This window comes from Kineococcus gynurae, assembly GCF_042433995.1.
In the GTDB taxonomy this organism is placed as follows: domain Bacteria; phylum Actinomycetota; class Actinomycetes; order Actinomycetales; family Kineococcaceae; genus Kineococcus; species Kineococcus gynurae.
On the sequence record NZ_JBHLUI010000008.1, the window covers coordinates 1,010,814 to 1,028,535 of the forward strand.

The 17,722-nt window shown below is 73.7% G+C and carries 17 protein-coding genes and 1 pseudogene; 8 read left to right on the top strand and 10 right to left on the bottom strand.

Going from position 1 to position 17,722, the window contains the following annotated elements; genetic code table 11:
* Positions 1-24: 24 nt before the first annotated feature.
* Entirely contained in the window at positions 25-396 is a 372-nt protein-coding gene (locus tag ACFFKU_RS11090) for a DUF427 domain-containing protein (protein ID WP_380137884.1), read from the bottom strand.
* Between the two features lie 26 nt (positions 397-422).
* Positions 423-1,085 (bottom strand): TetR/AcrR family transcriptional regulator, encoded by a 663-nt coding sequence (locus ACFFKU_RS11095; RefSeq protein WP_380137885.1) that lies wholly within the window; start codon positions 1,083-1,085, stop codon positions 423-425.
* A gap of 58 nt (positions 1,086-1,143) precedes the next feature.
* Here ACFFKU_RS11095 and ACFFKU_RS11100 point away from each other — a divergent pair.
* Positions 1,144-1,539, top strand: a pseudogene (locus ACFFKU_RS11100) (EamA family transporter); the annotation flags it as partial.
* A 516-nt stretch (positions 1,540-2,055) separates the two neighbouring features.
* On the opposite strand, the gene ACFFKU_RS11105 reads toward ACFFKU_RS11100, so the two are convergent.
* Positions 2,056-3,114, bottom strand: a complete 1,059-nt coding sequence (locus ACFFKU_RS11105) for a LacI family DNA-binding transcriptional regulator (RefSeq protein WP_380137886.1) — start codon at positions 3,112-3,114, stop codon at positions 2,056-2,058.
* A 231-nt stretch (positions 3,115-3,345) separates the two neighbouring features.
* On the opposite strand from ACFFKU_RS11105, the gene ACFFKU_RS11110 reads away from it, so the two are divergent.
* The 6 genes from ACFFKU_RS11110 (at position 3,346) to ACFFKU_RS11135 (ending at position 9,298) form a co-directional block, all read left to right on the top strand.
* Positions 3,346-4,359 carry an asparaginase gene (locus ACFFKU_RS11110; RefSeq protein WP_380137887.1) on the top strand — a complete coding sequence of 338 codons (1,014 nt, stop codon included), beginning with the start codon at positions 3,346-3,348 and terminating at the stop codon, positions 4,357-4,359.
* A gap of 73 nt (positions 4,360-4,432) precedes the next feature.
* Positions 4,433-5,332, top strand: coding sequence for a polysaccharide deacetylase family protein (locus ACFFKU_RS11115; RefSeq protein ID WP_380137888.1), 900 nt, complete (start codon positions 4,433-4,435; stop codon positions 5,330-5,332).
* Positions 5,333-5,518: 186 nt separating this feature from the next.
* Positions 5,519-6,931 carry an MFS transporter gene (locus ACFFKU_RS11120; RefSeq protein WP_380137890.1) on the top strand — a complete coding sequence of 471 codons (1,413 nt, stop codon included), beginning with the start codon at positions 5,519-5,521 and terminating at the stop codon, positions 6,929-6,931.
* Positions 6,931-7,722, top strand: a complete 792-nt coding sequence (locus ACFFKU_RS11125) for an SDR family NAD(P)-dependent oxidoreductase (protein ID WP_380137891.1) — start codon at positions 6,931-6,933, stop codon at positions 7,720-7,722. Before ACFFKU_RS11120 ends, ACFFKU_RS11125 begins: the two co-directional genes overlap by 1 nt.
* Positions 7,719-8,471, top strand: a complete 753-nt coding sequence (locus ACFFKU_RS11130; protein WP_380137892.1) for an SDR family NAD(P)-dependent oxidoreductase — start codon at positions 7,719-7,721, stop codon at positions 8,469-8,471. The genes ACFFKU_RS11125 and ACFFKU_RS11130 overlap by 4 nt, the downstream gene beginning before the upstream one ends.
* Positions 8,471-9,298, top strand: coding sequence for a hypothetical protein (locus ACFFKU_RS11135; protein WP_380137893.1), 828 nt, complete (start codon positions 8,471-8,473; stop codon positions 9,296-9,298). Before ACFFKU_RS11130 ends, ACFFKU_RS11135 begins: the two co-directional genes overlap by 1 nt.
* Before the next feature lie 112 nt (positions 9,299-9,410).
* Here the strand turns inward: ACFFKU_RS11135 and glnA are convergent, their stop codons facing one another.
* Positions 9,411-10,835: a type I glutamate--ammonia ligase gene (gene glnA, locus ACFFKU_RS11140; RefSeq protein WP_380137895.1), complete on the bottom strand. Its 1,425-nt coding sequence runs from the start codon at positions 10,833-10,835 to the stop codon at positions 9,411-9,413.
* 171 nt (positions 10,836-11,006) lie between these two features.
* On the opposite strand from glnA, the gene ACFFKU_RS11145 reads away from it, so the two are divergent.
* Entirely contained in the window at positions 11,007-11,435 is a 429-nt protein-coding gene (locus ACFFKU_RS11145; RefSeq protein ID WP_380137897.1) for an RDD family protein, read from the top strand.
* Positions 11,436-11,462: 27 nt separating this feature from the next.
* Here the strand turns inward: ACFFKU_RS11145 and ACFFKU_RS11150 are convergent, their stop codons facing one another.
* The 6 genes from ACFFKU_RS11150 to ACFFKU_RS11175 form a co-directional block, all read right to left on the bottom strand.
* Positions 11,463-12,209, bottom strand: a complete 747-nt coding sequence (locus ACFFKU_RS11150) for a DUF4191 domain-containing protein (protein WP_380137899.1) — start codon at positions 12,207-12,209, stop codon at positions 11,463-11,465.
* A gap of 108 nt (positions 12,210-12,317) precedes the next feature.
* On the bottom strand, positions 12,318-13,319 hold the full coding sequence (gene lipA / locus ACFFKU_RS11155; protein ID WP_380137900.1) for a lipoyl synthase: 1,002 nt from the start codon (positions 13,317-13,319) through the stop codon (positions 12,318-12,320).
* 27 nt (positions 13,320-13,346) lie between these two features.
* A complete protein-coding gene (locus ACFFKU_RS11160; RefSeq protein WP_380137901.1) occupies positions 13,347-14,750 on the bottom strand; it encodes a serine hydrolase domain-containing protein in 1,404 nt (467 codons plus the stop codon).
* A gap of 99 nt (positions 14,751-14,849) precedes the next feature.
* A complete protein-coding gene (lipB, locus tag ACFFKU_RS11165; RefSeq protein ID WP_380137903.1) occupies positions 14,850-15,503 on the bottom strand; it encodes a lipoyl(octanoyl) transferase LipB in 654 nt (217 codons plus the stop codon).
* Positions 15,504-15,557: 54 nt separating this feature from the next.
* On the bottom strand, positions 15,558-16,292 hold the full coding sequence (locus tag ACFFKU_RS11170; protein ID WP_380137904.1) for a Type 1 glutamine amidotransferase-like domain-containing protein: 735 nt from the start codon (positions 16,290-16,292) through the stop codon (positions 15,558-15,560).
* The gene (locus tag ACFFKU_RS11175; protein ID WP_380137906.1) at positions 16,282-17,577 is read right to left on the bottom strand and encodes an FAD-dependent oxidoreductase; all 1,296 of its coding nucleotides are present in this window, start codon (positions 17,575-17,577) and stop codon (positions 16,282-16,284) included. The genes ACFFKU_RS11170 and ACFFKU_RS11175 overlap by 11 nt, the downstream gene beginning before the upstream one ends.
* Positions 17,578-17,722 lie beyond the last annotated feature (145 nt).

The window sequence follows — 17,722 nt, forward strand, 5'->3', positions numbered from 1 at the left end:
CCGCCGCGCCCGTCGCGAGGCCGCTCAGCCGACGGTGATCGAGACCCGGTCGGGGTAGAACGCCACGTGGCCGCGGATGCCCGCGACCGCGGGGGAGGCCTCGGGGTAGCTCCACACGCTGTCGGGCAGTTCCCGTCCCTCGACCGCCAGGGAGAAGTACGCGGCCTCACCCTTGAACGGGCACCACGTCCGCGTGCTGCTGGGGCGCAACCGGTCCGGGTCCACGTCGGTGAGCGGGACGTACTGCACGGGCGGGTAGGTCGACTCCTGCAGGGTCAGGGCCGCCGAGGACCGGGCGACGACGACGTCACCGACGCGGACGACGACCTCCCCGGCGGTGGGGGTGACGGTGATCGGGTGGTCCGGGCCGGGTTCGCGGTGCTCTCGGGTGCTCATGCCCTCGGCAACCGTCGGCAGGCTCCTCACCTTCCCCGGGCCGGGCGGTCCCGGTCCCCGCGTCGTTCGACCAGGCCGGCGACCACCGCGCGCGCGGTCGCGCTCACCCCGGGGTCACCACCGGCGGTGAGCAGGACGAGCGTCCCCTCGTAGACGAGGTGCACGTGCCCGCCCAGGGTGGCGTCCCCGGTCAGCTCGTCGAACAGCGCCCGCATCCAGGCCTTCTCCGAGCGGACGACGGGGACGGCCGGGTGCTCCTCGCGTCCCGGGCCGACCCCGCCCAGCTCCGCGTAGGCGTTGACGAAGGCGCACCCCCGGCGCTGGCCGCCCATCCAGTCCTCGAGCACGTCGAAGACCACGAGCACGGGGGCGACGTCACCGGCCTCGGCGAGGTGGGCGAGCAGGTGGGCCCGCCACCGGTGGGCCCGGCGCAGCAGGTAGAGCGCGACCAGGGCGTCCTTGGAGCCGAACCGGTCGTAGAGCGTCTTCTTGGTCGTCCCGGCCGTCTCGGCGATCAGGTCGACCCCGACGGCCCGGACCCCGCGGTCGTAGAACAGTTCCGAGGCGGCGTCCAGGAGCCGGGTCCCGGCGGACGTCAGCGCGGGCAGGGGTTGCAGCACGGGACGCAGGGACGGGGGCGTCGACCCGTCGAGCCCGGTCAGGGACGGGTGGGCGGCGATGCTCGGCACGGTTCCTCCAGCGGTCGGTGCACTGCGAGTATACCGACCGGTATGGTTGTGTGCGGCCATGACGACGATCTCGGGTGGGACGGCGCGGGGCGTCGCCCTCGTGCTGGTGTGGAGCTCGGGTTTCATCGGTGCCGAGCTGGGGGCGCCGTGGGCCTCGCCGGGGACCCTGCTGGCCTGGCGCGCGCTGCTCGTCGCCCTGCTGCTGGCGCCGTGGCTCGGACCGGCCCTGCGGAGCCTGTCGGGGCGGGACTGGGTGCGCCAGGGGGTGATCGCGCTGCTCTGCCAGTGCCTCTACCTCGCGGGGGTGTTCCAGGCCGCGGCCGCCGGGGTGCCGGCCGGCACCTCCGCCCTGGTCGCCTCGCTGCAACCGGCGCTGGTGCTCGCCCTGACCGCGCTCGGCGGGTCCGGACGCGTCACCGGCCGACAGGTCGTCGGTCTCGGTCTCGGCTCGGCCGGGGTGGCCGTCGCCGCCGCCGGCGACCTGAGCGCCGGGACGGCCCTGCTCGCCCTGCTGCTGCCGTTCGGGGCCATGCTCGCCCTCACCGCGGGGACCCTGCTGCACCGCCGGTGGTCCCACCCCGGGGTCGGGCTGCTGCCGGGCCTGGCCGCGCAGTCGCTGTTCACCGCGGGTTTCTTCACCGCCGGGGCCGCTGCCGCCGGCGAGCTCGTCCCGCCGGTGGCGTCCGGGTTCTGGGTGGCGGTCACGTGGGCCGTCCTCGCCGGGCTCGGCAGCTACGCGTGCTACTACCTCGTGACCGCCCGCGACGGAGCGGCCCGGGCCAGTTCCCTGCTGTACCTGACGCCCGCGGTGACCGCGCTGTGGGCGGTCCCGATGCTCGGCCACGCGCTGACCGTCCCGACCGGCCTGGGGCTGGCCCTGGCGCTGGGCGGCGTGATCCTGCTGCGGGAGAACGAACCCCGCGACGTGGGGATCCGGCGAACTCCCCGGACGGGGCCGACCCCGCGGTCCTCAGCGAGGGGCGGGACCCGTCGAGGCGCGGGCGAGCAGCTGCGGGGTGAGCAGTTCCGAGGACACCTCGCGTCCCTCGAGCCGGGCCAGCAGCAGTGCGAAACCCCGTCGGCCCATCTCGTGCATCGGGGAGCGGACGGTGGTGAGCGCGACCGGTAGTTCCGCCGCCAGCGGAACGTCGTTGAACCCCGCCACCGACACGTCGCGCCCGACCGTGAGGCCACGGTCGCGGACCGCGCCCATGACGCCGATGGCGGCGAAGTCGTTCACCGCGAACACCGCGGTCGGCAGGGTTCCGTGGGCGAAGAGGAGTTCCGCGGCGGCCCGCCCGCCGGGGACGTCGAAACCCGACGTCCGCACCCGGTGGGCCGGGACGGGGAACCCGGCCGCGGCGAAGGCGGCGAGGAAGCCGCCGGTCCGGTCCAGGCCGGTGCTGGTGTAGGGCTCCCCGGCGACCACCGCCACGTCGCGGTGCCCGAGCTCCAGCAGGTGCTCGGCCACGAGGCGCCCGCCGGTGACGTCGTCGCAGGTCACCGACGGGTGCCCGGGGGAACGTCGGCTCACCAGGACGTAGGGGGTGCCGCGCTCGACGAGCCGGGTGAGGGAGGAACCGTCGACGGGGGCGTCGCCGAGGATCACCCCGTCCACCCGGCGGGCGAGCAGCATGTCGGTGCGGTCCGCCCGACGCTCGACGTCGTCCTGGCTGTTGGTGACGAACGTCGAGTACCCCGAGCGTCCGGCCGCGTCCTCGATCCCCTCGTAGATGGTCGCGAGCACGAGGTCGGCGAGCCGGGGGACCAGCACCCCGACCAGTCGGCTGCGGTTGGTGCGCAGCGCCCGGCCGTGGGGGTCGGCCCGGTAGCCGAGCTCGGCGGCGATCTCGCGGATGCGCTGCGCCGTCTCGGGGGAGGACGTCCGGACCGCCTGGGCGGGAGGGGCGAGGACCCGGGAGACGGTCGTGACGTGGACACCGGCCAGTTCGGCGATGGTGCGCAGGGTCACCGGCCCCCGGCGCACCCCGCGCGCCGGCGTCGCCGCTCGCTCCTCGGAAGCCTCCACGGCGCCACCGTACGTGTTGCCGGCAGGTGAGCGGGGCCGGTCCTGTGTGACGCGCGTGTTAAGGATGCGCCGCCTCCGCCCCGAGTTCTCCGGAAGGTCTTGACGCGGTGCCTGGGGGTCGGTTTTCTAGGCGTCAACACCAAGCGCAATCGTTTGGGCGCGCTGCTCAAACGATTGGCCACCGGGGCGACGTCGCATCGGAGCCGCGCGCCACGACCCTCAGGAGGACTTGTGCGTCGAGCCGTCGTCGTCACCACCGGTGGCACGATCGCCAGCCAGCGATCGGCGGCGGGCGGCCATCGGGCCTCCCTGTCCGGCGCGGACCTGCTCGCCCGCGTGGAGGTTCCCGACGGCGTCACGGTCGAGGTGCTCGACGCGGGGCTGTGGAACGGGTTCGCGCTGCAACCGACCGACATGGGGCAGATCGCCGCGTCCGTGCGGGCGGCGCTCGCCGACGAGGACGTCGACGGCGTCGTGCTCACCCACGGGACCGACACCACCGAGGAGACGGCGTTCCTGCTCGACCTCGTCCACGACGACCCCCGTCCGGTCGTGGTCACCGGGGCCCAGCGTCCGGCCGACGACCCGCGGTCCGACGGACCGGCCAACCTCCGCGACGCGCTGCTGGTGGCGACCGCCCCCGCGGCCCGCGGTGCCGGGGTGGTCGTCTGCTTCGACGGTTCCGTCCGGACCGCGCGGGGGGTGCAGAAGGTCGACACGCTGGCCACGCAGGCCTTCGGTTCCCCCTCGGGCGGGTTGCTCGGACGGGTGAGCCGCGACGGCGTCCACCTGCACTCGCTGCCGCAGCGACCGCCCGCGCTGGACCTCACCGCCCTGGACCTCGGCGCCGTGCGGGTCGACGTGGTCGCGCTCTACCCCGGCGCCGACGCGGTCGCCCTGCGGGCCCACGTGGCCGCCGGGGCGGACGGTGTCGTGCTGCAGGGGATGGGGGCGGGCAACGCCCCGCCGGCGCTGCTCGGGCCGGTGACCGACCTCGTCGCCGCCGGCGTGCCCGTGGTGCTCTCCACCCGCGTGCCGACCGGCCCCGTCGTGGGCATCTACGGCGGCGGGGGCGGGGCCGACCTGCTGGCCGCGGGCGCCCTGCCCTCGGGCCTGCTGCGCCCGGGGCAGGCCCGGGTGCTGCTGCTGGCCCTGCTGGCCGCGCGCACCCCGTCCGCCGAGCTGCCCGCCGCCTTCGCCGCCCGGGCGGTCGCCACGCTTCCCGTCCGCGCCCTCGCGGAGTGAACCCTACGAACCCCCGAAACCCACCCCCGGACCCACCCGTTCCGGGTCGGACCCACCACCAGGAGGAAGTGCTGTGCCCAAGGAGATCCTCTGCGCCTTCGGCGTGGACGTCGACGCCGTCGCCGGTTGGCTCGGCAGCTACGGCGGGCAGGACTCGCCCGACGACATCTCGCGCGGCCTGTTCGCGGGTGAGGTCGGTGTTCCCCGCCTGCTCGAACTGTTCCGCCGCCACGAGATGAAGACCTCGTGGTTCATCCCGGGCCACTCCATCGAGACCTTCCCCGCCCAGACCGATGCGGTGGTCGCCGCGGGGCACGAGATCGGGATCCACGGCTACTCCCACGAGAACCCGATCGCGATGAGCCGGGAGCAGGAGACCGAGGTCCTCGACCGCTGCATCGACCTCGTGACCCGGGTCAGCGGTCGCCGTCCGACCGGTTACGTGGCCCCATGGTGGGAGTTCTCCCGGGTCAGCAACGAACTCCTGCTCGAACGCGGCATCAAGTACGACCACTCGCTCATGCACCGGGACTTCGAGCCCTACTACGTCCGCGTCGGGGACTCCTGGACCCCGATCGACTACTCCCAGCCCGCGAGCTCGTGGATGAAACCCCTGCAGCGGGGCGAGGAGACGGCGCTCGTCGAGATTCCGGCGAACTGGTACCTCGACGACCTGCCGCCGATGATGTTCATCAAGACGAGCCCGAACAGCCACGGTTTCGTCAACCCCCGCCACCTCGAGGAGATGTGGCGCGACCAGTTCGACTGGGTCTACCGCGAGACGGGCGACGGCGACGACGACGCCCCCGCGGTCGTCACGTTCACCATCCACCCCGACGTCTCGGGTCGCCCCCAGGTGCTGCTCATGCTCGAGCGGCTGATCGCCCACATCAACGCTCACGAGGGGACCCGCTGGGTGACCTTCGACGAGATCGCCGACGACTTCATCGCCCGCAACCCGCGCCAGGGCTGAGGACCCGCCCCGGTCCGGTTCGTCCGGGCCGGGGCCCGGCCCACCTTCTGGGCCCACGCCCCACCCCCATCCCCACCTCCGAACGATCTGGTTCCTCCGTCTCGTTCCGGCGCAGCCGTTCCCGCTCCCGGTTCTTCCCACCCTCCGCCCCGCCCCGTCGATCGACGCCCCCCGAGAGGACCCTCGATGAACGTCCCCGAGTCCACCGTCCCGCCCACCGCGGGTACCCCCGCCGGGACCGGCCCCACCACCAACCCCTGGCGGCGCCACCTCGTGTCCGTCCGGGAGACCCGCAAGGGAACCCTGTTCGCCCTGATGGCGTGGGTGTTCGCGGTCTACGACTTCATCCTGTTCGGGACCCTGCTGCCCGCGCTGCAGGCCGACTTCACCTGGTCGGCCGCCACCGCCACCGGTGTCGCGACCCTCATCTCCATCGGGACCGCCTTCGTCGTGCTCGGGGTCGGCCCGCTGGTCGACCGCCTCGGCCGCCGCCGCGGCATGCTCATCACGGTGGCCGGCACGGCCGTCGCGTCGGGGCTGACCGCGCTCACCTTCAACCCCGCCTACCTGGTGGCCGTCCGTTCCCTCGGCGGACTGGGTCTGGCCGAGCAGTCGGTCAACACCACCTACCTCAACGAGATCTACGCGGTCTCCGAGGACGCGGCCATCAAGAAGCGGCGCGGGTTCGTCTACAGCATCGTCCAGGGCGGCTGGCCGCTGGGCACGCTGCTCGCCGCCGCGTTCGCGGCCCTGCTGCTGCCGGTCGTCGGATGGCGCGGGTGCTTCCTGCTGGCCACCTTCCCCGCCATCGTCATCCTGCTGCTGCGCCGCACGCTCAAGGAGACCCCGCAGTTCCAGATCGCGTCCCGGCTGCGCACCCTGGTCAAGGAGGGTCGCACCGAGGAGGCCCGCAGCCTGGCCGCCGAGTACGAGCTCGAGGCGCCGGAACACACCCCGCTGCGCCAGATCTTCGCGCCGGCCGCCCGCCGCAACACCATCGCGCTCTCCCTGGCCTGGATCTTCAACTGGTTCGGCATCCAGGTGTTCAGCGTCCTGGGGACCAGCGTCCTGGTCCAGGCCAAGGGCGTGGACTTCGCCTCGGCTCTCGGCATGTTCATCATCATCAACGTCGTGGCGTTCACCGGGTACCTCTTCCACGGCTGGGCGGGCGACCGGTTCGGCCGCCGCAACGTGATCGTCGTCGGGTGGTTCGTCTCCACGGTCGCCTTCACGCTCATGCTGACCCTGCAGACGGGGACGGTCATGACCGTCGTCCTGTACTCGATGGGCATGTTCTTCCTGGTCGGCCCGTACGCCGCCCTGCTGTTCCTCATGGGCGAGTGCTACGACACCGACTGCCGGGCCACCGGGGCGACCTTCCTGGGTGCCATGAGCCAGCCCGGTGCCATCGTCGCCGGCATCACCGTGACCGCGCTGCTCGCGGCCGGCACCTCCTGGTCGGCGGCCGCCCTGTGGGTCGGGGCCGGCGGGATCCTGGTCTCGACCGTGGCGATGCTCTTCTGCCGCCGCGTCGCGGTCCTGGAGTCGATCGACCCCGAACTGGTCCCGGTCGGCGCGACCGCGGTGGCCACGCACTGATGGCCGCCGACGCACCCGCCGCCGACCGTCACGAACCGCGGGTGGCCCTGGTCACCGGCGGGGCCAGCGGGATCGGCGCCGCCCTCGCGGTCGCCTACGCCGAGCACGGCGTCCGGGTGGTCGTGGGGAGTTTCCCGGGTGACCCCCACGACCCGCAGGAGACGGCCGCCCGGGTCCGCGCGGTCGGCGGCGAGTGCGTCGTCGTGGAGGTGGACGTGCGCGACAGCGCGCAGGTCGAGGCCTTCGCGCAGCGGGCCGTCGACGAGTGGGGGCGCCTCGACGTCGCCGTCGCCGCCGCGGGGGTGCTGCGCAAGGCACCCCTGGCGGAGCTGAGCGACTCCGCGTGGGACGACCTCGTCTCCGTCGACCTCACCGGGGTCCTGCGCACGCTGCGCTCGGCCGCGGCCCGGATGGGGCACGGGGGCGCGATGGTCGCCGTCTCCTCCATCGCCGGAGGCGTCTACGGGTGGGGGGACCACGCCCACTACGGCGCGGCCAAGGCCGGCGTGATCGGGCTGTGCCGCAGCCTGGCCGTCGAGCTCGCCCCCCGCGGGATCCGGGTCAACACGGTGGTCCCGGGGTTGATCGAGACGCCGCAGTCCAGCGACCCGGTGAACTCCCTCGGACCGGAGGGGCTGCGTGCGGCCGGGGCGGGCATCCCGTGGGGGCGGGTCGGGCGCGCCGAGGAGGTGGCCACGGTCATCCGCTTCCTCACCGGGCCCGACGCCGGCTACGTCACCGGCCAGGAACTCGTGGTCGACGGCGGCCTCACCGTGCGGATGCCCGCGTGAGCGCGGGGACCGGTGCCGGGGGAGCGCTGGCCGGCCGGGTCGCGCTCGTCGTGGGGGCGGCCAGCGGGATCGGCGCGGCCATCGCAGAGGCCTACGCCGCCGAGGGAGCCGCGGTGGTCGCGGCCGACCGCGACGGCGAGGCTCTGGTCCGGTCGGCCGAGGGCGTCGCCTCGACGGTGACCCTGGACGTGGCCGACGAGGCCTCGGTCACGACGGCGGTCGGGCGGGTGCTGGCCGAGCACGGGCGCATCGACGTCCTGGTCAACAGCGCCGGGGTGCTGGACGAGAGCCCGCTCGCCGAGATGTCGCTCGCCCAGTGGCGGCGGACCGTGGACGTGGACCTCACCGGGGTCTTCCTCACCTGCCGCGCCGTGCTGCCCTCGATGCTGGCGGCCGGAGGCGGGCGCATCATCAGCATCGCCTCGCAGCTCGGCATCAAGGGCGGTGTGGGCCTGACCCACTACAGCGCGGCCAAGGCCGGCGTCATCGGGTTGACCAAGGCCCTGGCCCGGGAGGTCGCACCGGCCGGTGTGCTGGTGAACGCCATCGCCCCGGGGCCGGTCGAGACGCCGATGGTCGCCGGGATCAGCGAGGACTGGAAGCGTGCGAAACGGGCCGAGCTGCCCCTCGGCCGGTTCGGCACGCCGGCCGAGATCGCGCCCACGGCGGTCCTGCTGGCCAGCGATCCCGGCGGAAACCTCTACGTCGGGCAGGTGCTCGGCCCCAACTCCGGCGACGTGATGCCCTGATGTGCGGAGGGTGCGGCGCGGCCCGGGACCGCGACTGGGCCTCGGGGCTGGTCGTCGGACCGCGGGCCCGCGCCGCGGTCGCCGCGTCCGTGACGGCCTGGTGCCGCCGGGTCGGGGTCCTGGTCCAGGTGAGCCCCGCCGGGGCGGGCTGGACCGTGGCCTCGCCCACCGGGGCCGTGCGCGTCGCCGCGACCGTCACGGAGCTCTGGGCCGCCGTGCCCGGCTGGGCCCGGCTCGTCGCCGAGCACGGCCTGCCGCCGCTGGCGGGGTCGTGCGCACCCGGACCGGAGGGGGAGACGCTGCCCACCCGTCGGGTCGCGGTGCTGTGCGGGGTTCCCGGACCGCCCGAGCGGGAATGGGCCGACGTCGTGCTGCGGGCCGCCGGGGCCGCGGACGTCCTCGAGGCGGTCGACGCGACCCCGAGTTCGGCGCGGGTCCTGGTCGTGCTCCCGCCCGGTGCGCCGGCGCTCCCCGCCCTCGCCGCGCTGCGGGCGCCCGGCCCGGCGCAGCGCAGCGTCGTGACCGCGTTCGTGTCGCGAGGCGCTGACGAACGCGACCTCCGCGCTGACGCGCTGGACGGCCTCGACCGGGAGACGGTCGCGGACATCCTCGACGGCGGGGTGCCGCCGGCTGCGGCCGGTGTCCTCCACGACGCGGGAACCACCGACCTCGCGGTCGTCGCCGCCTGGGTCGGAGCCGCCGTGGCCGCCGGGGCCACCGGTCCGCGGCTGCGGGTGCGCACGGCCTCCGGGACGGTGCTCGACGTGGTCGACGACGTCGTGCTGCGGGCCCGTCCGGCATCCGCGCCGGTCCTCCTGCCCGGCTGAGGACCCGGCGAGCACCGGGGAGAACGACGACGGCGGCCGACCCGGACCACACGAGCGTGTCCGGGTCGGCCGCCGTCAGGCGACTTGACCGAGGGTCCGGGGGACCCGCCGATCAGATGTCGTAGTAGAGCTCGAACTCGTGCGGGTGCGGACGCAGCCGGATCGGGTCGACCTCGTTGGTGCGCTTGTAGTCGATCCAGGTCTCGATGAGGTCCTCGGTGAACACGCCACCCTCGGTGAGGTAGTCGTGGTCCTCCTCGAGCTTGTCGAGAACGGCGGGCAGCGAGTACGGGACCGTCTTGATGTTGGCGTGCTCCTCGGGCGGGAGCTCGTAGAGGTCCTTGTCGATCGGGTCGGCCGGCTCGATGCGGTTCTTGATGCCGTCCAGGCCCGCCATGAGCTGCGCGGAGAACGCCAGGTAGGGGTTCGCCGACGGGTCCGGCACGCGGAACTCGAGACGCTTGGCCTTCGGGTTGGAACCGGTGATCGGGATGCGGATGCAGGCCGAGCGGTTACGGGCCGAGTAGACCAGGTTGACCGGCGCCTCGAAGCCCGGGACCAGACGGTGGAACGAGTTCACCGTCGGGTTGGTGAAGGCCAGCAGCGAGGGCGCGTGGTGCAGCAGACCGCCGATGTACCAGCGGGCCATGTCGGACAGGCCGCCGTAGCCCTTCTCGTCGTAGAAGAGCGGCGAACCGTCCTTCCACAGCGACTGGTGGCAGTGCATGCCGGACCCGTTGTCGCCGAACAGCGGCTTGGGCATGAACGTCACGGTCTTGCCATTGCGGAGCGCGACGTTCTTGATGATGTACTTGAAGAGCAGCAGCTGGTCGGCCGCGTTCTTCAGGGTGTCGAACCGGTAGTTGATCTCGGCCTGGCCGGCGGTGCCGACCTCGTGGTGGGCGCGCTCGACGCTCAGCCCGGCCTTGGTCAGCTCCACGACCATCTCGTCGCGCAGGTCGGCGAAGTGGTCGATCGGCGGGACGGGGAAGTACCCACCCTTGAACCGGGTCTTGTACCCGAGGTTCCCGCCCTCCTCCTTGCGGCCCGTGTTCCACGCGGCCTCGATGGAGTCGATGTGATAATAGGAGGCCTGCGGGGAGGTCTCGAAGCGCACGTCGTCGAAGATGTAGAACTCGGCCTCGGCCCCGAAGTACACGGTGTCGGCGATGCCGGTGCTCTTGAGGTGCTGCTCGGCCTTCATCGCGATGTTGCGCGGGTCGCGGCTGTAGGCCTCGTCGGTGAACGGGTCCACGATGGAGTGGTTGACGACGAGCGTCTTCTCCTTGCGGAACGGGTCCACGAACGCCGAGGTCGGGTCGGCGATGAGCTTCATGTCCGACTCGTGGATGGCCTGGAAGCCGCGGATCGAGGACCCGTCGAACATCTGACCCTCGACCAGCGCGTCCGCGTCGACCGACTCCGCGGGGAGCGTGAAGTGCTGCATGACACCCGGAAGGTCGCAGAAGCGGATGTCGAAGAACTTGACACCCTCGTCCTTGATGTACTTCAGGATCTCTTCGGAGTTGCTGAACATCCAACCTCCATCGACGGTTTCGGCTCCGATGAGCCGCCGTGGGACCGCGCCGACGCTAGGGGGGCCGTGTTGCGCACCCGTGTCGCCGACGTTTCCCCGAGGTTACCGAGGTCTGGGAGGGCGTCGATCGTCGGGTCGGGCGCCACGATCGCCGGCGGTTAGTCTCGGGGCGTGGCCCGAGGTGCGCAGGACCGACCCGACGATCAGCAGTGGCCCGCCGCCGGGGTGCGGCTCGGTCTGCCGGAGCAGGGGCCCGGCTCCGTCGCCGGCTGGGGGCGACGGGTCTTCGGCATCGCCGTGGACTGGGTGCTCGCCTCGCTGATCGGGCGGGTGCTGCTCGGCGACGTCCTCGGCCCGGAGCTCGGCCCCCTGCTCGTGTTCGGGCTCATGCACGTGCTGCTGGTCAGCACCCTCGGGTTCAGCATCGGCCACTTCGTCGCCGGCATCGCGGTGCGCCGGCTCGACGGGCGACCCGTCGGGCTGCTGCGGGGGTCGCTGCGGACCCTGCTGCTGCTCCTGGTCATCCCCGCGGTCGTCTACGACCACGACCGACGCGGTCTGCACGACAAAGCCGCCGAGGTCGTCGTCCTACGACGCTGACCTCGACGGCTCCGGGGGGCGGTGGGCTCAGCGCCCGCGCATGGCCTTGCGGTCCGGGCGGGCCCGCATCGGGTCGACGCCCTGGGGGACCGGCGGGCGAATCCCGGTGAGCGCCTGCAGCCGCTGACGGACCGCGGCCGCCTCCTGCTTGGTGAGGACCGGCTTGAGGCGCTGGACCTTGGAGGCGACCTTGGCCAACGGGATCTCGTTCTCGCCGCCGCCGTCGCCGACGGTGAACAGGTGGGTGGTCACGTTGGGCACCACGCGGGCCACCTTGCGGCGCTCGGCCTCGAGCAGCTTCTTCACCCGGGCGGGCGGCCCGTCACCGACGAGGACGATCCCCCCGCGCCCGGTCGCGCGGAAGACCATGTCCTTGGTGCGGGTGTCGAAGGCCACCGGCTCCTGGTCCACGACCCACCCGCGGCGGATCGAGTTGAGCGCGGCCCCGGCGGCCCCCTTCTCCCCGGCGATGGAGAGGTAGGCGGCCCGCTCGGCGCGTCGGCCCAGGACGAACATCCCGGCCAGCAGGGCCAGCAGGACCCCCAGCAGCGGGAAGTAGATCCAGTGACCGCTCGCGATGCCGACGACGACCGAGATCAGCAGCGGCGCACCGACCGCCAGCAGCAGCCACCACTTGGTGGCCGGGTCCGCCTTCACCGTCATCTGGTAGACGGCCTTGATCTGACGGATGCGCTTGAAGCGCTGCTTCTTCGGCGCGGGGGCCCCGGAGGGGTCCTTCCGTCCGGGGGTCGTGGAGTCGGTGCGGCGAGCCATGCGGGTCAGGATACGGCGCGGCGGACCCGGCGCGCCGCGCCCACCGGACGGCTCCGACGGGGGCGGTGGCGGGACGGTGGTGGGACCGTGGGGGGGCCGCTGGCGGGTTCAGCGCCGCAGCAGGCTGCTGGCCTCCTGCGCGGCCGCCATCTCCTTGTCCAGGTGCGCGAGGTGCTCGGGGATCTCGACGCCGCGGCGACGCATCGCCTGCGCCCACAGCCGCCCCGCGCGGTAGGAGGAGCGGACCAGCGGACCCGCCATGACCCCCGAGAAGCCCATCTCCGTCGCCGCCTCGGAGAAGTCGACGAACGCCTCGGGCTTCACCCAGCGCTCGACCGGGTGGTGACGAGGACTCGGACGCAGGTACTGGGTGATCGTGATGATGTCGGTGCCCGCGTCGTGCAGGTCCTGCAGCGCCTGCAGCACCTCCTCGTCGGTCTCGCCCATCCCCAGGATGAGGTTGGACTTGGTGACCAGCCCGGCGTCCCGGCCCTGGGTGATCACGTCGAGGGAGCGCTCGTAGCGGAACGCCGGGCGGATGCGCTTGAAGATGCGCGGAACCGTCTCGACGTTGTGGGCGAAGACCTCGGGGGCGGCGTCGAACACCTGCTGCAGCAGCCCCGGCACCCCGTTGAAGTCGGGGACGAGGATCTCCACCCCGGTGCCCGGGTTCAGCTCGTGGACCTGCCGGATGGTCTCGGCGTAGAGCCAGGCGCCGCCGTCCTCGAGGTCGTCGCGGGCGACCCCGGTGATGGTCGCGTAGCGCAGACCCATCGTCCGGATGCTCTCGGCGACACGGCGCGGCTCGTCCCGGTCCAGCGGCTCGGGCTTGCCCGTGTCGATCTGGCAGAAGTCGCAACGGCGGGTGCAGTCGGAACCGCCGATGAGGAACGTGGCCTCGCGGTCCTCCCAGCACTCGTAGATGTTGGGGCAGCCCGCCTCCTCGCACACCGTGTGCAGGCCGCCGGTCTTCACCAGGCCCTTGAGCTCGGTGTAGTCGGGGCCGGTCTTGGCCTTGGTGCGGATCCAGGCCGGTTTGCGTTCGATGGGCGTCTCGGCGTTGCGCGCCTCGACGCGCAGCATGCGCCGGCCTTCCGGTGCGATGGTCACCGGACGAGTTTACGTCGCCCCGTCGGCTCAGGCCCCCGAACCCCACCCTGCCCCGTCGACCCCGCCGGGGACGTCGGCGTCCGGGTCGTAGGGGGAGCGGGTCAGCCGGAAGCTGGCCAGGTCCAGGTGCGAGACGGTGCCGTCGGCCCCGCGGACCGGGCGCAGCCGCTCCCCGGCGTAGTACTCGTCGAGCCCGACCCACCCGTCGCCGTCGGTGGCCCGGACGAACCGCGACGCCCGTCCGCGGCCGGCCAGGCCGCCGAGGTCGAACCCGCCGTCGGCGCGGGAGCGGACGGTCAGCGCGGCCGGACCCCAGTACCAGGGACCGACCAGCTCCAGGACGTCGTCGGCCACCGGCCGCGGCGTCCAGGGAGCGGGCAGGGGCGGTTCGGTCTCGGCCAGGGTGCGCAGCAGGGTCGCCGGCAGGTCGCCGAACCCGGTCGTGGTGTTGGTCAGGGCGAGCACCCCGTCGCCGGACTCCACGTCGACGCGCAGCATGGCGACGAATCCCGGCATGGACCCCGAGTGCCCGGCGTGGCGGCGCCCGTCGACGTTCCACAGCTGCCAGCCCAGTCCGTACCCGACCGACCAGGCGGCGTTGCGGGCGTCGTCGACGCTCTGCGGGCGGCGCATCTCCGCCACCGTGGCCGGACTCAGCAGGCCGGAGGTCCCGGCGACCACGGTCGACCAGCGGGCCAGGTCCTCGACGGTCGACCAGAGCTGACCGGCCGGAGCCATCGCCCCCGCGTCGTGCTCCGGCTCGGGCAGCACGACGTCGGCCCAGGGGTGCACGGCCAGGCCCCGCGCGTGCTCACCGTCGGGGCGCAGGGTCGTGCGGGTCATGCCGAGCGGCTGCAGCAGCTCGGTCCGGACCACCTCGTGCCAGGCCGCCCCGCGCAAGCGGCCGAGCAGCTCGCCGAGCACCGCGAAGCCGACGTTGGAGTAGTGGAACCGGGTGCCGGGCCGGTGGCGCAGGGCGCCCGGACCGAGCAGGGGCAGCAGCGCCGCGAAGTCGCCCCCGGGGGTCCGCTCCCACCAGGGACCGTCGGTCTCCGCCTGGATCCCCGACGCCTGGCCGAGCAGCTGCCCGACCGTGAGATGACCAATGCCGCCCGCGGGCAGGGCGTCGATCTCCGGCAGGTGCGCGCCGATCCGGTCCTCCAGCCCGACCAGGCCGTCCTCGACGGCCTTGAGCACCCCGACCGCGACGAACGTCTTGGTGATCGAACCGATGCGGTACTGCGTCGAGGGTCCCGGCAGCCCGTTCGTCGGCGCGTCGATCCCCGTCGTGCCCCGCGTGCCCGACCAGACCAGACGTCCGCCGCGCACCAGCCCGGCGCTCACCGACGGCAACCGCGAGGTGGCCTGGGCCCGGGCGAGCGCGAGGTCGAGGGCGCGGACGGTACCGGGCAGCAGGTCGGCGGTGGTCACCGTCCGAGATTGCCAGACCCCGCGGTCGTCGGCCGGAGCGCCCCCGTCGCGGCGGAAGGGAGCAACTCCTTGATCACGGGGGAGGTGGGGGGTGGGAGGTCAACCGGGGAGGTCGGCGGTGGGGAGGAGGGCCTCGACGAGGTCGGCGGCCTCGGTGACCCGCACGCGGCGCCCGGTCTCGGCGCTCAACGAGGTGACGCCCGCGTCGGGCAGGCCGCAGGGGACGATCGCCCCGAAACCCTGCAGGTCGGTGTCGCAGTTGAGGGCGAAGCCGTGCATGGTGACGCCCCGCGCGACGCGGACCCCGATCGCGGCCAGCTTGCGCTCGGCCCGCCACCCCTCGGGCACGTCGGCGGCGTCGTGGGCGACCCAGACCCCGGTCCGTTCGGGCACCCGGTAGCCCGCGACCCCGAGCTTGGCGACCACGTCGATGAGCAGCTGCTCCAGCCGCCGGACGTAGCCGACCACGTCGAGACGCTCCTGCAGCCGGACGAGCGGGTACCCGACGAGCTGCCCCGGACCGTGCCAGGTGATGCGCCCGCCGCGGTCGACGTCGACGACGGGCGTGCCGTCGGTCGGCCGCTCCCAGGAGTTCGTGCGCTTGCCCGCGGTGTAGACCGGCGCGTGCTCCAGCAGCAGCACGGTGTCCGGGCGCTCCCCGGCGGCGACCTCGGCGTGCAGGCGACGCTGCTGCTCCCAGGTCTCGCGGTAGTCCTGCACCTGCTCGCCCAGCCCCAGCCTGACCACCTGCATGGCGTCAGGTTACGTCGCGCCGGGCCACGCGGGCGCGCTCGGCGGCGGAGCAGATCAGCCCAGCCGGCGGACCGCGAGTCGACGCTCGGCCGCCCGGCCGTCGGCCCCCCGCTCGACCACGTAGGCGCCCGCGCCCGCGACGTCGGAGACCGCCTCGACCAGCTCGGTGCCCCGGTAGACGAGGCCCACGCCGTCGTCGGTGCAGTGCGTCGTGGGCAGCACCTGCTCGGCCACCAGCCGGTGCACCAGGGGCCGACGACGGGACTCGGAGTCGTAGTGGACGCCGTTGCCGTAGGGCAGGAACGCGAGGGCGTCGGTCACCGGACGCAGTTCGGGACCGTAGGAGTCCGTCGTGCCCCCGCGGAACCAGCAGATCGAGCCGGCGCTGACCCCGCCCAGCACCACACCCGCCTCCCAGGCCGCACGCAGATGCCCGGGCAGGTCGTGCACGCGCCAGACCGCCAGCAGGTTGGCCACCGAACCGCCCCCGACCCAGACCAGGTCGGAGCCCAGCAGGGTCGCGGCGACGTCGTCGACCGAGGGCATCGGGAACAGGTCGAGGACGGTGACCTCGACGCCGGCGCGAGCGCCGGCCGCGTGCACCTCGGCCGCCGCCGAGCGCTGGTCCCCGCCCGCGGTACCGAGGTAGGTCACCCGCGACCGCCGATCCGCACCCGGTCGCCCGGCCAGGTCCAGCCCGTGCCGCAGCAGGGGGGAGAACTCCAACCCGCGCGGACCGCGGCGGAAACCACCGGAGGTCGCGAGGATCGTGGGTGCCTCAGCCGGCACGGCGGCCCTGGCGCAGGTCGGCGACGAGCGCGTCCGCGGCCCGCCGACCCGAGACGAGGGCGCCCTGCAGCGAGGCGTTCTCCCGGTGGTCACCGGCCAGGTAGATGCCCTCGCCGAGCGACACCGGCTTGGGCCCGGTGAAGGGGGCCGGCACCACGGGCAGCGCCTCGGGGATCTCGTGCGCGGCGACCAGCGACCACGCCGAGGTGTCCTCGGAGTAGATGCGCCCCAGCTGGGCGCGCACCGCGGCCTCCGTGGCCGCGGACGTGTCCGCCCCCAGCGTCTGCGCGGAGACCAGCGAGCGGCGCTCGCTGTCGGTCACCACGTAGCTCGGGGCGACCTCGGAGACCACGGCGGTGTTGACGACAGGGCCGCTGCGGTCGCCGTCGAGGTGCAGGAGCTTGGCCCGTTCGTGCGGGACGGGGGAGTTGAGCGTTGCGTACCAGAACGTCGAGAGCCCGCGGGCCGGGGGCAGTTCCGGGGCGTGCACGATGTGGGCGGCCGCGGCGGCGTCGGTGGCGACGACGATGGCGTCGGCGGTGAGCCCGCCCTCGGTGGTCTCCACGACCAGCGAGCGCGGTCCGTGACCGGCGTGCCTGACCTCGACCCCGGTCACGATGCTGCCCCGGGGGAGCCCCTTGGCCAGCTGGTCCGGGACGGCCTGCATCCCGCGGGCCGGCAACCCGGGGGTCCCGCGCAGGAAGCTCTTGAGCAGCAGGTCGACGAAGCGGCGCGAGGTGGACCCGTCGGCCTCGCCGAGCACCCCGGCGAGGAACGGCTCGATGACCTGCTCGCGCAGCTCCCCGTCGATCTCGGCGTCGTCGAGGGCCTCGCCCCACGGGCCGTCCTCGGCGCGCAGGCTCCTGGCCGACCCGGCCCCCAGCGCCCAGCGGACCGCGGCGACCTTCTCGGCCGTGTCGCCGATGGGGAAGCGCAGGGCCTTGACCAGCGACAGCGGGTGACGGCGGGGGTCGCGCACGGTGGAGACCACCCCGTCGCGGGCCACGGCGACCCCGGCGTCGAAGGTCTGCAGGCGCAGGGCCTCGAGGTCGAGGACGCGGCGCACCTCGGGGTAGGCCGGGTTCAGGAGCTGGAAGCCGCGGTCGACGCGGAAGTTGCCCACGACCTCGCTGCGCACCCGACCGCCGACCGTGCGGGCGGCCTCGACCACGACCACGCCCAGACCGGCGGCGTCCAGGTGACGGGCGCAGGCGAGACCGGCGACACCGGCCCCCACGACGACGACTTCGGCGGAGGAGGGCAGGGCGGCCGCGCTGGAGATCACCCTCAGCAGACTAGTGGGCATCCCCGACGACGCGCCCTGACCTTGGCGTCTCGCGTCGTGCTCTCCTCGGCCCGCGGACCCGGGCCTGTGGACAACGCCGGGGGGTCGGGACCGATCTGCGGTTGGCTGGGCGGGTGGACGGAAC

Coding starts and splice junctions, on each gene's coding strand:
- lipB (WP_380137903.1), bottom strand. CDS start 15,503: ATGCAGGTGGTCAGGCTGGGGCTGGGCGAGCAGGTGCAGGACTACCGC.
- ACFFKU_RS11125 (WP_380137891.1), top strand. CDS start 6,931: ATGGCCGCCGACGCACCCGCCGCCGACCGTCACGAACCGCGGGTGGCC.
- ACFFKU_RS11120 (WP_380137890.1), top strand. CDS start 5,519: ATGAACGTCCCCGAGTCCACCGTCCCGCCCACCGCGGGTACCCCCGCC.
- glnA (WP_380137895.1), bottom strand. CDS start 10,835: ATGTTCAGCAACTCCGAAGAGATCCTGAAGTACATCAAGGACGAGGGT.
- ACFFKU_RS11150 (WP_380137899.1), bottom strand. CDS start 12,209: ATGGCTCGCCGCACCGACTCCACGACCCCCGGACGGAAGGACCCCTCC.
- ACFFKU_RS11090 (WP_380137884.1), bottom strand. CDS start 396: ATGAGCACCCGAGAGCACCGCGAACCCGGCCCGGACCACCCGATCACC.
- ACFFKU_RS11135 (WP_380137893.1), top strand. CDS start 8,471: ATGTGCGGAGGGTGCGGCGCGGCCCGGGACCGCGACTGGGCCTCGGGG.